General features: G+C 64.2%; 10 protein-coding genes. 1 reads left to right on the forward strand and 9 read right to left on the reverse strand.

Going from position 1 to position 14,754, the window contains the following annotated elements; all coding sequences use genetic code 11:
• Positions 1 to 143: 143 nt before the first annotated feature.
• From PM3016_RS20495 to PM3016_RS20530, 9 genes are all read right to left on the reverse strand, one after another.
• Positions 144 to 1,142, reverse strand: coding sequence for a sialidase family protein (locus PM3016_RS20495; protein ID WP_013918431.1), 999 nt, complete (start codon positions 1,140 to 1,142; stop codon positions 144 to 146).
• On the reverse strand, positions 1,139 to 1,420 hold the full coding sequence (locus PM3016_RS41165) for a glycoside hydrolase family 95-like protein (RefSeq protein WP_337999605.1): 282 nt from the start codon (positions 1,418 to 1,420) through the stop codon (positions 1,139 to 1,141). Before PM3016_RS41165 ends, PM3016_RS20495 begins: the two co-directional genes overlap by 4 nt.
• Positions 1,317 to 3,623, reverse strand: coding sequence for a glycoside hydrolase family 95 protein (locus tag PM3016_RS20500; protein ID WP_014370770.1), 2,307 nt, complete (start codon positions 3,621 to 3,623; stop codon positions 1,317 to 1,319). Before PM3016_RS20500 ends, PM3016_RS41165 begins: the two co-directional genes overlap by 104 nt.
• Before the next feature lie 100 nt (positions 3,624 to 3,723).
• Positions 3,724 to 6,438, reverse strand: a complete 2,715-nt coding sequence (locus PM3016_RS20505; protein ID WP_014370771.1) for a hypothetical protein — start codon at positions 6,436 to 6,438, stop codon at positions 3,724 to 3,726.
• Positions 6,439 to 6,488: 50 nt separating this feature from the next.
• Entirely contained in the window at positions 6,489 to 7,793 is a 1,305-nt protein-coding gene (locus PM3016_RS20510) for an alpha-L-fucosidase (protein ID WP_013918434.1), read from the reverse strand.
• 45 nt (positions 7,794 to 7,838) lie between these two features.
• Positions 7,839 to 10,574, reverse strand: coding sequence for a glycoside hydrolase family 78 protein (locus tag PM3016_RS20515; RefSeq protein ID WP_014370772.1), 2,736 nt, complete (start codon positions 10,572 to 10,574; stop codon positions 7,839 to 7,841).
• Positions 10,575 to 10,718: 144 nt separating this feature from the next.
• Complete coding sequence (locus tag PM3016_RS20520; protein ID WP_013918436.1) at positions 10,719 to 11,357, reverse strand: SGNH/GDSL hydrolase family protein; 639 nt, start codon at positions 11,355 to 11,357, stop codon at positions 10,719 to 10,721.
• Between the two features lie 39 nt (positions 11,358 to 11,396).
• Complete coding sequence (dapA, locus tag PM3016_RS20525) at positions 11,397 to 12,302, reverse strand: 4-hydroxy-tetrahydrodipicolinate synthase (RefSeq protein ID WP_013918437.1); 906 nt, start codon at positions 12,300 to 12,302, stop codon at positions 11,397 to 11,399.
• 29 nt (positions 12,303 to 12,331) lie between these two features.
• Positions 12,332 to 13,510, reverse strand: coding sequence for an iron-containing alcohol dehydrogenase (locus tag PM3016_RS20530; protein WP_014370773.1), 1,179 nt, complete (start codon positions 13,508 to 13,510; stop codon positions 12,332 to 12,334).
• A gap of 220 nt (positions 13,511 to 13,730) precedes the next feature.
• Here PM3016_RS20530 and PM3016_RS20535 point away from each other — a divergent pair, with 220 nt between their 5' ends.
• The gene (locus tag PM3016_RS20535) at positions 13,731 to 14,753 is read left to right on the forward strand and encodes a glycoside hydrolase family protein (RefSeq protein ID WP_014370774.1); all 1,023 of its coding nucleotides are present in this window, start codon (positions 13,731 to 13,733) and stop codon (positions 14,751 to 14,753) included.
• Position 14,754: the final 1 nt, after the last annotated feature.

The following is a 14,754-nucleotide window of genomic DNA, read 5'->3' on the forward strand; positions in this document are numbered from 1 at the left end:
GCTTAGCTCCTGACATCATTGTTCTCTCGCCCTACTCTCTGTCCTGAGGTTATTATTATCATTAATTATAAAAAAACCCAATGGTCGTTCCGAGGTGGTTATCGTCTCAATGTATAGGGCGATTCTACTTACAGGCAGCCTGTTCAGGGGATCAGATCCGCAGACCAGTAGGCGATCCGCTCCCTTTTCCAGGTATAGGTCACATGCACCCTGCTGCCCCGTGCGACGATCGCGGGATACGAATACTGCTTCTCCCCTTCATCGATCACCGTTTCCCCATACCAGCTGACGCCGTTGTCCTGCGAGAGCAGAAGCACCAGGGGCGATCTCGGCCCCTTGAGCTTGCCGGGCTCCGGCCGGGTCGGATTGCAGACCAGCGCCAGCGTGCCGTCCCCCAGCTTCGCCACGTCGAGGCCGCTGTTATTATTCGGCAGGGAGGTCGCGTAAGCCGGACACCAGGTGCGTCCCCCATCGGCGGAGTCGCTGCGGTAGACGGCGCCGGCCGTGCTCCGGGTGAGCATGTGCACGCAGCCCGGCTCCGACTCCCACAGGCTCGGCTGGATGATGCCCTTGCCGAGAAACGCACTGCGGTCCGCAGGCATCGGCACGTCACCGCTCCGGGTCCACGTCCGTCCGCCGTCCGGTGACAGATCGACGAAGGAGTCCCAGGCCGGCTCCAGGGAAGCCGGTGCGGCGATAGTGCCGTCCGCCAGGCGGACCGGCTTGTTCTTGACCGGCCCCCGCCCGCCCCGGTCTCCAGGGACCAGCTCGGCCGGCCCCGACCAGGTATGTCCGTCATCCGTGGATTTCATCACGAGCGTGGACCAATGCTCGATGCGGGTGCCCGTTTTGTAGTAGAGCAGCAGCGTGCCGTCTTCCCTGCGGAAGAGCACCGGATTCCAATGGGGCGTGCCGGGATAGCCTGCAGCCAGGCGCGGGGCGGTCCATCCCCCCTGCGCGCCACGGTGCGCGACCCAGATCGCCACGTCCCCGGCGCCTTCCTTCGAGCCGCCGAACCAGGCCGCGACGGCGCCGCCATCCGGCAGCAGCTCGATCGTGGACGCATGGCAGCTCGCGAAGGGCCGCTCGTCTTCGAAGATATATTCCTTGCACGGCTCGGTTACGCGCAGCTGAACGGTCATTGCAGTTCGCCTCCTTGATATGCGGCTGAGGGGTGAGATGCGGCGGAAGATGAAACGGCCGGAGGCTCGAATGCCCTATTCGGAGCGGCAGCGGTGATTTCATACCGCCTTCCCGCTTCGGTCGGGAACCGGACGATCGTCTCCCCTTCCGCCTCCACGGTGAGAAGCGCCCCGTCATCCGCTGTAATCTCGACAGGCACCCCCGCTGACAGACGGCACGGCTGGCCCGCCCGGGAGATCAGCGCTGCACGGATGAGCCTGCCGTCCTTCCATTCCATGTCGATCTCGAATCCTCCACGGGCCCGCAGCCCCCGGACCCGCCCCTCCCGCCAGTTCCTCCGGCAGGGCCGGAAGCAGGCGGACGGTTCCCCGGTGGCTCTGGAGCAGCATCTCCAGGATCCCGGCGGTGCCCGCCAGGCTGCCGTCGATCTGGAAGATGTCCATCTTCACCTTCGGATGGCGGTGCGCATTGGTCAGGTTGGGGTGGAGCCCCGCCAGCAGCTCGTCCAGGAAGCGGTGCGCGGTCTCCGGCTCGCAGAGCCTGGCCCACAGGGAGATCATCCAAGCGCAGCTCCAGCCGGTATGCGCGCCGCCGTGCGCCAGCCGTCTCTTGAGTGCCTTCCGGCACGCTTCGGCGAGCTCGGGCTCGCCCTCCGGCGTGATCTCCTCCAGCGGATGGAGCGCGGCGAGATGCGCGGTGTGGCGGTGTCCCGGCTCCGCTTCGCCGAAGTCCTCGGCCCATTCCTGCAGCTGGCCGTGCCTGCCGATACGGTAAGGCGGCATCCGCCGGAGCGTCTGCTCCAGGAGCACACGGAACGCTGTATCCTTCTGCAGCTGCCGGCTGGCTTCCATGCACCGGCCGAAGAGATTGCGCAGCAGCGCGATGTCCATCGTGGAGGCATAGGTGACGCAGCCCTGGCTTCCGTCCGCGGTGAGAAAATGGTTCTCCGGCGAGGTGGACGGACACGTCACCAGAAACCCGTCCGGCCCTTCCACAAGCCAGTCGAGCCCGAACTGCGCCGCTTCCTTCAGCACGGGATATACCCGTGCCAGGTACTTCTCATCCCGGCTGAAGGCGTAATGCTCCCACAGGTGCTCGCACAGCCAGGCGCCGGCCATCGGCCAGAACGCCCAGCTCGGCGAGCCGCCGACCGGCGTGGCGGTCCGCCACAGGTCGATATTGTGGTGGGCGGTCCAGCCCCGGCACCGGTAGTGCACGGAGGCGGCCCGGCGGCCGCTCTCCCGCAGGTCGTCCACGAACCGCAGCAGCGGCTCGTGGCATTCCGCCAGGTTGGCGGCCTCCGCAGGCCAGTAGTTCATCTGCACGTTGATGTTCGCCGTCCAGGAGCTGCACCAGGGCGGCTGCAGCTTGTCGTTCCAGATCCCCTGCAGGTTGGCCGGCTGCGTGCCGGGCCGCGAGCTCGACAGGAGCAGATAGCGGCCGTACTGGAAAAAGAGCGCCGCAAGGCCGGGATCGTCTGCGCCTTGGGCTGCAGCACGGATCCGGGCGTCCGTCGGCAGGGCATCCGCATCCGCACCGCTGTCTGCAGCGCTTCCGCCGAGCTCCAGGTCCACGCGCCCGTACTTCTCCGCATGCTCGCGGAGGTGCCGCTCCTTCAGCCGGCTGTAGCCCAGCCCGGCCGCCTCGCGGAGCCGCTCCGCGCACAAGGCGCGGGGCCGCCCGGCAAGCGAGGCCGCTGCCGGGTCACGGTCGAAGCCGTCATAGCTTGTCGCTGCAGCAAGCAGCAGCGTGACGCCCCGGCCGGAGACCACCCGGATCCGGCCGCCGGAGGATTCGATCCGGCCCTTCTCGGCCGTGACGTGAAGGGCCGCTTCGAACGCGATGCCCCGGCCTTCCTCATACCGGGCGGGTTCATCCGAGCGCACCGTGTTCGGGAGCACCCGGACGGGGCAGCGGCCTGACAGGGCCATGCCGCTGCTTCCTGTCCGGCGGACCGCGTACTGCAGCGGGCTGCCCAGCGAGATCGTCAAGTTCAGCGGCTGTTCGCTCTCGATCCGGAGCGCCAGCACCTGATCGGCTGCCGAGACGAACAGCTCCCGGGTCTGGAGGGCCCCGTCCGTCCTGTACTGCGTGCGGACCACCGCTTCGTCCAGGATCAGCTCCCGGCGGTAGTCCGTGATCTCCCCTTCCTTGTCGGACTGAAGCTCGAGATCACCCAGCGGAAGATAGGACTCGATATCCGGGCCCTGCATGTACTGCTGGATGATCTCCTCCGCTTCCGCATGCCGTCCCTCGAAGATCAGCTTTCTTGCAGGGTCCAAATGGAGATGTGCGTCTTCCCGCACGGTATCCCTGGGCTCGCCCGACCACAGCGTATCCTCGTTGAGGGCGATCCTCTCCCGGCAGGTGCCTCCGAATACCATGGCGCCGAGCCTTCCGTTGCCGGCAGGCAGCGCCTCGAACCAGCTGCCGGCCGGCTGTTCATACCACAGGACCGATCGCTCTCTTTGGCTCCTCATAGGGGTCCTCCTCCTCCGCTGTTATCTCTTCCCTTGCTGCAGACCGGACCGGGGGACCAGCCGGTCCCCCGGTCCGCCTTCCACCCGGCCGCCTGCCGGCTCATGCCTCGTAGAGCCAATCCAGCGTGTCGACGCCGTTATTTTTGTGCTCCACATCCCTTGCACGCAGGACCTGATCCTCCGCGATAACCCCCAAGATGAGATACGCCCCTCTGCCCAGGTCGATCGTATGCCGCCCCGCACCGAAACGGAAAGCATGGACATTGACCGAAGGGTAGGCGTACAGCCGCAGCCCCTTGCGCAGGACGGGCGCGTAGCCCCCCTGGTCGTCGGCATGCGTGTTCTCCTCGAGGCTCGGCACCTGCAGCCACTGCTCATCCTTCGAATTGAAGTAGCCGATAAGCACCTTCGACGGCTGCGGAAGCTCCAGCTCCACGGCCACACCCTCCCGGCCGGCCGCCATCTGGCTGAAGCGGATGCCGGTCAGCCCGTCGAGCTCCTCCGCGCAGCCGACGATATGAATATCGCCGTCGGTGAAGACGCAGGCCTCTTTGGTGACCCGGTACACTTCGGCATCCTTGGTCAGCAGCGTGAACGGGACCTCGCGGTAAGCGGTGATCGCCTCCTCCAGGGAGTGGAGCGCCTGCGGCAGATCTCCGCGGGTCAGCTCGCCGATGTGTTGGCGCAGATGCTCGAGCTCGGCTTCGTATACCGGCAGGCAGGCCTGCCAGTGTCCGTATTCCAGGCCGCCTCGGACAGGGACCTTGCGCTGCGGCGTCTGCATGCTGTTTGCAAAGGAGTACGTCCGGGCCGTCAGCTGTGCCAGCTCGCGGTAATAGCCCAGGCTTTCTTCCAGAAGCTCCGCCGCCGACTCGAGCAGATCGAGACGCTGGAAGTAATCGCCCTGTACCGTATGCTTGTAGGTCAGCACCCGGATGGCCGCCCTCACCTTGCACGCATAGGACCGGACCATGAGCCGGATCGCCGCGACGTCGTCCGCCAGCCGTTCGAACTCCTCCCGGCTGTCGTTCACATGGCGCCGTGCGCGTTCGATGGCGTCCGCCGCTTCCTCCGCATGCCGCAGGCACGCCTCCAGAATCTCCGGCGGCGTCTCCCCCAGATGCGGCTCGCCCCGGACTTCCCGCTGGACGTAGGCCTCCAGCCGCTCGCCCTGCGGCGACTGCGATTCCCACAGGTCCGGCCACGGCATATGCCGCTCCGGGTTCGTCAGCTGGCTCATCGTCATGCCGAGGCTCATCGTCTGGCGGTTGCCTTCCGTGATACCGAAGCGCCGGAGCAGCTTGGGCGCGCAAGCCCCCGACGCCTCATAGGCGTCCAGGAGCGCTTCCCCGGCTTCCCGGCTGCCGTAACGCTTGGCAAGCTGCCCGCTCCAGTAAGCGCGCTCGGCTTCGGGATCGCGGTCTGCATTCCAGGCATAGCGGAACCAGGCCGCGAACCAGATCCAGTCGCGGTCGAGCTGCCGCAGCCGGGGCTGGACCTTGTCCGGCGAATACGGCCAATCCCAGAAGAACAGCGGATACAGGTGCAGCCCGTTCGAGCCGAGCCGGTACCGGGCCGCCTGCATGCAGCGCTGGATGAATGCCGGTGCGCCGAAGCGGAACGGCTCCAGATTGGCCAGGATGTGCACATTGACAATATGGATCGACCCGAGCGAGCCGAGCTTGTTATGGGTCTCCTGCCACTTGCCCCTCGGGGTGAAGGTCGTCAGCGACTCCCCGTTGTATTTGGCTTCCGTGAACAGGCGGGGGTACAGCGGCAGCGCCGCTTCGATGACCTTCATCGGCTCAATGGCATGCGAGCGGAGGATGATCGGCGGCTTCTCCTTCACCTGCGAGCGCGCCAGCCCGTCGAGCAGGCCGGCCAGGATCGTTTCGGTGAACCATTCCACCCCGTAGATCTGTCCCTGCAGCGCCTCCCCGAGACAGACCATCAGCCCGACATTCGGATAGGTGCTCACGAAGGCGGCGATGGACTTGCGGTAGTAATCGGCGGTGAGCGGCAGCGGCTTCGGCTGGTGCTGCTTCAGCCCGTGCTTCTCCGCGAAGGGGAGCGGGATGTGAATGTTGTAGAACTTCAGTACCACCCAGATCCCCCGGCGGTCCGCCTCCTCCGTAATCCAGCGGAACGTCTCGGTGTTCAGGAGGAATTCCTCTTCGGTCACCTCGAGCGCTTCCGGATAATCGTCCAGCTTGACGAAGGACGAGAACGGATGGCCGCTCCACAAGTACACGACATTGCAGCGTTCCTCCAGCATCATATCGAGAAAATCGGTCCACAGCCCCCGGTCATAGAACCAGGGAAAGCGGCCGGGTGTGACCGGATACTCATAGGTCAGCCGCGGCGGCTCGACCGTGGTCTTCTGCAGGCCGATCGCCGGTCCCCGCAGCTTCATCTGCGGGGCGTCCCCGTAAGCCAGATCGTCCGGCAGCCGGCCTGCGGCGAATATCCGGCGGGCAAGCTCGAGGCACCCGTACAGCACCCCGGAATCGCTTCCCCCGGATACGGCCGTCAGCCCTCCCGGAAGCGAGGCCAGATAGAAGCCTTCCTCCTCCGGGGCCGGAGTATGGTACAGGAGGACATCGCGAGTCTCCAGCTCCTGAAGCAGCGGGGACTCCTTCCGGTTCCCCGCATAGATCTTCGTGCCCGGCACCTCCCGGTATCCGTCCCATGTCCAGGCAACCTCCTCCACATGGACCGTGTAGCCGCAGGTCTCCAGCGCCTCGCGGAGCTTGCGGACCCCGTAAGCCACGCGGGGCGCAGCATCAGGCGCCAGCGCGACAGTTATCGCTCTCATCTCGGGTGCTCCCTTCTCTATCGCCATCCGGTGCTGAACCGTCGGCCCTCTCATTTTAAAAACAGCTCAATCACCGGAACGGTCACATCCGGCTGCTTCACGGGAATGGACAGCGTCAGCGTCGTCTCATCCCGCCCTTCACGGAAGGCGCCTTCTTCGATGCCGCTGGCAACGAAGCCTTCCTTCATGCGGATCTCCGAAGCGTCATGCAGCAACTGCGCATACTCCACTTTGCCTGCGAAGCCCGGCAGATGGATGTTGCGGAACGGCCAGCTGTACACGTGCAGGTACATCCGGTTCGTCTGCGGATTGTACGTCAAGCGGCAGTCCGGAGGGCACGGGAACGACTCGGGCGCCTGGGTGCACCCGTAGATGGCCCGGCTGTGCCGCCGCATCCATGTCCCGATGCCCTTCAGGCGGTCGACCGCCCGCTCGTCGAACTCCCCGCGCCCGGTCGGCCCCACGTTCAGCAGCAGATTGCCACCCTTGGAGACGACGTCGATCAGCATCTTGACGAGCATCTCGACGCTCTTCCACGAGGACTCCTCGCGGTGGTAGCCCCAGGAGCCGCTGAACGTATGGCACGTCTCCCAGACGACCTTCCTCCCGTTCACGTTCACCCAGGCCTTCGGTATGTACTGCTCCGGCGTCGTAATGTCGCCCCCCACCTGCAGGCGGTCGTTCAGCAGAATCTGCGGCTGCAGTTCGCGGATGCGGCGGACGAGGGCTTCGCTGCCCCAGTCGTCCTTCCCTTTGCCGGCCAGCCCGCCCTCTCCCGGGAAGGAGAAGTCGTAGAAGAGCAGGTCGATCTTCCCGAAGCGGGTCAGCAGCTCTTCCGTCTGGCCGTACAGGTAGTCCCGGTACAGGGAGAAGTCCCGTCTGCCGCTCTCTTCGATGAACGCGGCGTTCTCCCGCAGCGGGTGCTTCGGATCGACCGTATAATGAGGGTGATTCCAGTCGAGCAGCGAGTAGTAAAAGCCTACCTTCATTCCCCGTCCCCGGAAGGCGTCCACCATCGGACGCAGCACATCCCGGCCGGCCGGCGTATTCGGCGCCTTGAAGCCGGTCAGCTCGCTGTCCCACAGGCAGAAGCCCTCGTGGTGCTTCGTGGTCGCGACGAAGTAGGTCATGCCCGCGTCCTGCGCCAGCTGCGCCCAGAGCTCGGGATCATAGAGATCGGGATCGAACCGTTTGAAATATTTGGCCCCGTACGCCTCCGTACTTGACTTCTCCCTCGACTGCAGCCATTCGTGCCGCGCCCCGAGCGAATACAATCCCCAATGGATAAAAAGACCGAACCGGTCCTGCGTAAACCATTCGCTGTCCCCGGTCGTCGGCTGAACATCATACGTCATTTGCACGTTCCTCCTTGTCTGTATAGGCGAGCCGGAGCTTCCGGCTCACGCTCCGATCTCTTCGCCTGCGGGATCGGCTGCTGTCCCCTCTGCGGGAATTTCGCAATCCGCAGCTCGGAGCCGCGACACGAACGTGTAGCTGCCCGAGCCCGCCCGATAGACGGTGCCCTCCGCTCCGGAAGCGATCAGACGGGCGAAGTCCCCTTCCGCGCTTTCGTCCGGCAGAACGAAGCCCGGCACGTATACGTCGGCTGCCGTGTTGGCGGGAATCTCCACCTGCAGGGTAAACAGGGACCGCTCCAGCTTCCAACCGATCCGGATCGTGCCGTAGACCGACTTGAACTCGCCCTTGGCGTAGGTGAGCCCGCCGCCTGGACGCGGCCGGATGTCGAACTGCTTGAAGCCCGGATGCGACTCGCGAGGACGCAGTCCCAGAAGGTTCGCGTACATCCATTCCCCGACCGAGCCGAGCGAATAGTGGTTGAAGGAATTCATGCCCGGGTTCTGGAAGCCCCCGGTCTCCGTCCAGGCGTCCCAGCGCTCCCAGATCGTCGTCGCGCCGTGCTTGACGGAGTAGAGCCACGAAGGGAACGCTTCCTGCGTAAGCAGCGCATAGGCGGTATCCTCGTGCCCGCTCTCCGACAGGGCGGGAAGCAGGTACCCGACGCCAAGGAAGCCGGTCGTCAGGCGGCTGCCGTGTGCCTGGACATTAGCGGCCAGATGATCCGCCGCTTTCCGGCGCAGCTCTCCCTCCAGCAGGTTCATCTGAATAGCTACCGCATAGACCGTTTGGGTCTCCCCTTTGATCCGGCCGTCTTCGCTGACAAAGGCAGCACGGAACGCCTCCCGGATGCGCTGGAACAGGCCGTAGTACTGCGTTTGCTCATCCTCCAGGCCCAGCACCCCGGCGGTCTTGGCCGTCAGGGCCGTGCTGTAGGCGAAATAAGCCGTATCGAGCACATCCTTCGGCGTATCCGCGCCGATGGACAGCCAGTCGCCGTAATTCGAATATCCGGGGCGGATCAGACCCGGCGAATGCCGCTCCAAATAATCCACCCACGTCTTCATGGCCGGATAGCAAGCTTCGAGAATCCGCTGGTCCCCGTACATTTGGTAGACGGTCCAGGGAATGATGACTCCCGCGTCTCCCCAGCCGCCGTTGTCCGGCGCATGCCAGTTCAGCACCTCGCTCGCATGCTTGAACGCTTCCCACCCGGCATCCGGCGCGACGTCGGGGAAGGCTCCGGAGGGCAGGCGCGCATCGATGACATCGAGCATGTATTTATGGAAGAAACGCGCCACATCCATCTGGTAGCTTGCGGTGCGGGCGAAGATCTGGGCATCGCCCGTCCAGCCGAGCCGCTCGTCGCGCTGCGGGCAGTCTGTCGGCACACTGAGGAAGTTTCCCCGCTGGCCCCAGCGGATGTTGCTCAGCAGCTTGTTGAGTCTCGGATCGGACGTCTCCAGGCTGCCTGTGTCCGTCACCCCCGAATGCACCACCCTGCCGACAACCGTGTGAAGCGTAGGGGCGGCCGTCAGGCCTGTCACCTCGACATACCGGAAGCCGTGGAATGTAAAATGGGGCTCAAGCACACACGGCCCGCCTTCCCGCAGCAGGTACCGCTCTTCCTGCACCGCCTCCCGGAGATTGGTCGTGTACAGCGACCCGTCTTCATTGAGCATTTCGGCACAGCCTACGATCACTTCCTGCCCTTCCCGGGTCTCTTCCAGCTGCAGCCGTACCCAGCCGACCATGTTCTGGCCCATGTCGTACAAGTAGGTGCCTCTCTCGGTCTTTTTCATGCTGACAGGCAGCAGCTCGCCCATGACCCGGACCGGGGGATCGACCTGCGCGGTCAGAATGCCCGTATAACACTCCAGCACGGCGGGGGTATCCCAACCTCCGTCATCGTACCCGGGCCGCTTCCAGCCCTCGGGCTCCAGCCGCGCATCATAGGCCTCTCCCTTGAGCAGATCCGAATACAGGATCGGGCCTGCGAAGACCTTCCAAGTCCCGTCGGATGCCACTATCTGACGCGTGCCGTCCGCCAGCTCGATATGCAGCTCCAGGAGCAGATAAGGCGTGTTCCCGTACCGGTGGGCCCCGAACATCCCGACATGGCCGGCGTACCAGCCGGTGCCGAGCAGCGCGCCGATTACGGCCTCTCCTTCGGAGAGGTGCCCCGTGACATCGTACGTCTGGTATTGGACGCGGGTATGATAATCCGTCCAGCCGGGCGCCAGGTAATCGCTTCCAACCCGCTCTCCATTGAGGTGGAGCTCATACGCGCCGAGCGCTGTGGCATACACCATCGCACGGCGGACCGGCCCCTGCACCCGGAACGCCTTGCGCAGGTAAGGTACAGGCGGAAGCGTGTGTGCCGAGGCGTCTTCCGTCCCGGGCAGCTTCCTCCCGATCCAGCCGGCCTGCCAAGGCTCCCCGTTCAGGAAGCCGGTGGACCAATAGGCGCTGGAGCTCCAGCCGGAAGCCTCCCCTTCCCCGTCCCATACGCGAACCTTCCAATAATAATGCTGTTTCGATTCAAGAGGTCTTCCCCCGTAGATGACATGTGCGGATTGGTCTGTGTCCACCCGGCCGCTGTCCCACAGATCGGCCGTTCCCTCGCGCAGCAGGCCCGGCCGGCTTGCGACCAGCACCTGGTAAGCCGACTGCACATCGTTATGCCGCCCGGATTCCAGCAGCCAGCTGAGGCGGGGGGCTGGGGTATCAAGACCGAGCGGGTTCTCGGCATATTCCGTACGAAGCCCGAAGATTCTCATGGATTCACTCCCCTGTATCGTTCAGTTGAACCACTTCGTCCCCTTTGCAGAGTGCCCGTGCCGGGTCTCCATGGAGGGGTGCGCTGTGACTGGGTTCAGTTTACAGGAATACGGCACCCCGGTTATAGGCCGAACAGGTCATGATTATAGGCGGCCGCTCGCACCGGTAACCGCCTTCAGCCAGGTGGAGGCCATGAGCATGTCGCCGAGCGGGTTCATGTGGACGCCGTCGGTGGTGAGGTCATGCCCGGTGTCGCAGCGGAGATAGTCGAGGAACGCCTTGTGGGTCGGTACGAGAATAGCATCGTAGCGGTCCGCCAGCCGGTGCACGGCCTCCACATAAGGCTGCAGCAGCTTGTTGCCTGTCGACTCCGGGTATTCCTTGATCACCGTCGGCTCCATGAGGATCGGGCGGCAGCCCGGAATCTCCCTCACCTGCTCGAGCAGCCGGGCGTAGACCTCCTCGTACCGCTGCGGGTACACCTGCTCCATATCGGGCGAATCGAGCTGCCGCCATACGTCATTGATGCCGATGGAGATCGACACCCACTGGGGCCGGTGGTCGAGCACATCCAGCGTCCAACGCTTCTCGAGATCGGTCACCCGGTTGCCGGATACGCCTTCGTTGATGATCCTAAGTGACAGGTGCGGATAGGCGGCGATCAGGTAATCGCGGAGCAGCCGGACGTAGCCGGTGCCGAGCTTCAGCGGATCTTTCTTTCTTCCCTTGTCGGTGATGCTGTCACCGATGAATACGATGCGGTCCTTGGATTGAAAAGGCATGGATGAATCCTCCTTAATAGTTAGGTAACAAAATAACGGTCATGCTCCTGCCTGCGGCTGCATTCCCTCAGCCAGATAGCGGTCCATGACGGCGTACAGCTCGGCCCGGGCATCCGGTCCCAGCGGCTGCACCGGCAGACGCGGCAGGCCGGCCGGCAGCCCGATCCGGTTCATCGCTTCCTTCAGCACCGACGGCAGCGTCCCGAGCGCGAAGGCGCTCCGCAGGGCACGCAGCTTCCGCTGCTGCTGCTCCGCTTCCGCCAGTCTTCCCTGCTGCCACAGCTCGTAGATCGAACGCACAGTCTCCGGGAACACGTTGGCCGTCGCCGCCACCGCCCCCTGGCCGCCGGCCATCAACGTGGACAGGATAAGCGAATCCGTACCGGCCAGGACGGCAAACTCCGGCCCGGCATGCTCCAGATATTGCAGGATGGTATCGTAGCTTCCGCTGCTGTCTTTGATCCCCACGATATTCGGGATGCGGCTCAGCTCCCCTACCGTCTTCGGGGCAAGCGCATTGCCCGTCCGGGCTGGGATATTGTAGAGGAGGATCGGCAGGCTCGTAGCCGCCGCAACCGCGCGAAAATGCCCGATGAGCTCCTGCTGGGTGAACGACAGGAAGTAAGGAGTGATTACCGTCAGGGCATCGGCGCCGAGGCGCTCCAGCTGCCGGGCCAGCCGGATCGTTTCGTGGGTGGCGGCACAGCCTGCACCGATATAGACCGGAAGACCTCCGGCCTCTTCCATCATGATCTCGGCCGCTCGGAGCTTCTCGCTTTCGGTCAGGGAGAAAAATTCGCCGTTCGTGCCAAGTCCGAACAGTCCGTGCACCCCCGAGGCGGCAAGACGCCGGACCAGCCGGCGGAGTGCGGCTTCATCAAGCTGCTGGCTGGAATCAAACGGGGTAATCAGGGCCGGGATGATCCCGGCAGGCTTCCAAGTCATTCTCTTCATCTCCTTGTAAGGGCTGTAGGCTAGGGCAGAAGCTTGCGGTACAGCGCCGACACCGCTTCGGCGTCCACCGCTTTGGGATTGTTGGCGAGCAGTCTTGTCACTTGAAGAGCGGCCGCGGTCAGCGCGTCCACATCCCCGTCACTTACTCCATAAGCTCGCAGATCCTGCGGGATGCCGAGCTGCCGGGTCCACTCCCGGAGGGTGAGAATCACCCGGTCTCCGGCCTCCTCCTCCGTCAGGTTCGGTCCCGCTAGCCCCATCGCCTGCGCCGCCAGGACCAATCGGCCCCCTATCGCATCCCGGTTATAGGCCGTTACATGCGGCAGCAGCATCGAGTTCGCCACCCCGTGCGGGATGCCGAACTTGCCGCCAAGCGGGTAGGCCAGCGCATGGACGGCCGCCGTCCCGGCGGCCGTCAGGGCCATCCCGCCGTACATCGAGCCGAGTAGCATGCTCTCCCGGGCTTCAAGATCCCCGCCGTCATGGTAAGCACTCAGCAGGTTTCGGGAGATCAGGCGGATTGATTCCATGGCGAACATGTCGCTGAGCGGGTTCGCTTTGTTCGAGATGAGCGATTCGAAAGCGTGCGTGAACGCATCCATTCCCGTAGCCGCGGTGATCTGCGGCGGCAGCGACAGGGTCAGCACCGGGTCGAGGATGACGAGCGCCGGCAGCAGGTGCCGGGAGATGATCCCGACCTTGAGCTCCTGCTCCGGCACGGTGACGATGGCATTGGGCGTCACTTCCGATCCGGTCCCTGACGTTGTCGGGATGAGCACGGCGGGCAGCCCCGGCCGGGCTACCCGATCGATGCCGATCAGCGTGTGGAGATCCACCGGATCGGTGAGGAGCACGGAGATCAGCTTGGCGGCGTCGAGCACGCTGCCTCCCCCGATGCCGATGATGAGATCCGGCCGCTCGGCCGAAATCTTATCCGTCACTTCACGGATATTCTCTACGGTGGGTTCCTGCTGCACTTCCGTCGTACAAAAGGAGGTGATCCCCTCCTCCCTGAGCTTTGCCATCATGCGGTCGACCGTCCCCTGCCTCAGGATCGACGGCTGGGCGACAATGGCCGCCCGGCGGAAGCGCCCCAGCTCGTGAAGCCGCTGCGGAAGCTGCTCCAGCGCATGGCGGCCGGCCAGGATGCTGCCGGCGGTCCGGAAGCCGTACAAGGCCGGTTCTTTTGCTGTCGTCATATGCATTCTCCTGTTTCGCTTGCGGATTTGCCCCCATCCTACGCCCGCCCCGGGCGCTAGTCAATGCGGTTGGAGCCTCACGATGCGATCCCCCTATAGTTCGGATTCGTTCCACCCCCACATCAACACACGGGCGGATATTATCCTGTAAGTATTCTGATGGCAGCCGAAGGCCCGGAAGCGGGCGCCGGCAGACACAGCAAACCGAGGAGTGTGTCCTGTGAACATTCAACCTTATTTGACGCCATACAAGCTGGGGGAACCCGTACTCACCGGTTCGGGACTGCCCGGCAGCTTTGACCTGAATGCCGTGGACTGCCCCTTCGTTTTCCGCCATAACGGGGCCTTTTATATGATGTATGTGGGATTCGACGGGAAGGGGTACCAGACGGCTCTGGCCACCAGTGACAATCTGCTCGACTGGAAGCACCTGGCCGTCATCCTGGCCAGAAGCGAGGAGGACCGCTGGGATGCCCGGAATGTGGCGGGTACGTGGATGCTCAAGGAGAACCGGATCGATGCCCCGCCGCTACTCAAAAAGTGGAAGAACAAGTACTGGCTCGTCTACCATGCATATCCGGACTACGGCTATGAGGAAGGCTCAGCCAAGATCGGCCTGGCCTGGACGGAGGATGAGAACCTGCTGGAGTGGCATCGGGTACCCGATCCGATCCTGACGCCCGAGGAAGGCGCGGATTGGGAGCGCGGCGGCCTGTACAAGGAATGCCTGATCGAGCACGAAGGCCGCTTCTACCTGTTCTATAACGCCAAGAACAAGAACAAGGGCCGCTGGCTGGAGCAGACCGGCGTCGCCTTCTCCACGGACCTCTTCCACTGGGAGAGGTATGAAGGGAATCCCGTGCTGAAGGTCACCCCGGACGCGTGGGACAGCGGATTTGTCAGCGATCCGTGTGTGCTGCAGGACGATGCGGGCTGGATCATGTACTACTTCGGCTTCGATTACCGCAAGGCCCAGGAGGGCATCGCCCTGTCTCCGGATCTGCTCCATTGGACCAAGCATCCGCATCCGATTCTCCGAGTCGGCGAGGAAGGCAGCATCGACTCCATCTTCGCCCACAAGCCCTCCGTTATCACACACGACGGGGTGCTGTACCATTTCTACTGTTCGTGCCGGCCCACCCGGCCGGGCGACCCGACCGTGAACTACGGCCGGGAATTCCGGACGATCTCGGTAGCCGCATCGCAGCCGATCGGGCAGGACTGCCCGGTGCAGGGAGGCTGAG

It is taken from the genome of Paenibacillus mucilaginosus 3016 (assembly GCF_000250655.1).
Classification (GTDB): Bacteria; Bacillota; Bacilli; order Paenibacillales; family NBRC-103111; genus Paenibacillus_G; species Paenibacillus_G mucilaginosus.

Excerpts from the sequence above, each read along its gene's own strand:
- PM3016_RS20495 (WP_013918431.1), bottom strand. The coding sequence starts at position 1,142 with ATGACCGTTCAGCTGCGCGTAACCGAGCCGTGCAAGGAATATATCTTC.
- PM3016_RS41165 (WP_337999605.1), bottom strand. The coding sequence starts at position 1,420 with ATGGAATGGAAGGACGGCAGGCTCATCCGTGCAGCGCTGATCTCCCGG.
- PM3016_RS20500 (WP_014370770.1), bottom strand. The coding sequence starts at position 3,623 with ATGAGGAGCCAAAGAGAGCGATCGGTCCTGTGGTATGAACAGCCGGCC.
- PM3016_RS20505 (WP_014370771.1), bottom strand. The coding sequence starts at position 6,438 with ATGAGAGCGATAACTGTCGCGCTGGCGCCTGATGCTGCGCCCCGCGTG.
- PM3016_RS20510 (WP_013918434.1), bottom strand. The coding sequence starts at position 7,793 with ATGACGTATGATGTTCAGCCGACGACCGGGGACAGCGAATGGTTTACG.
- PM3016_RS20515 (WP_014370772.1), bottom strand. The coding sequence starts at position 10,574 with ATGAGAATCTTCGGGCTTCGTACGGAATATGCCGAGAACCCGCTCGGT.
- PM3016_RS20520 (WP_013918436.1), bottom strand. The coding sequence starts at position 11,357 with ATGCCTTTTCAATCCAAGGACCGCATCGTATTCATCGGTGACAGCATC.
- dapA (WP_013918437.1), bottom strand. The coding sequence starts at position 12,302 with ATGACTTGGAAGCCTGCCGGGATCATCCCGGCCCTGATTACCCCGTTT.
- PM3016_RS20530 (WP_014370773.1), bottom strand. The coding sequence starts at position 13,510 with ATGACGACAGCAAAAGAACCGGCCTTGTACGGCTTCCGGACCGCCGGC.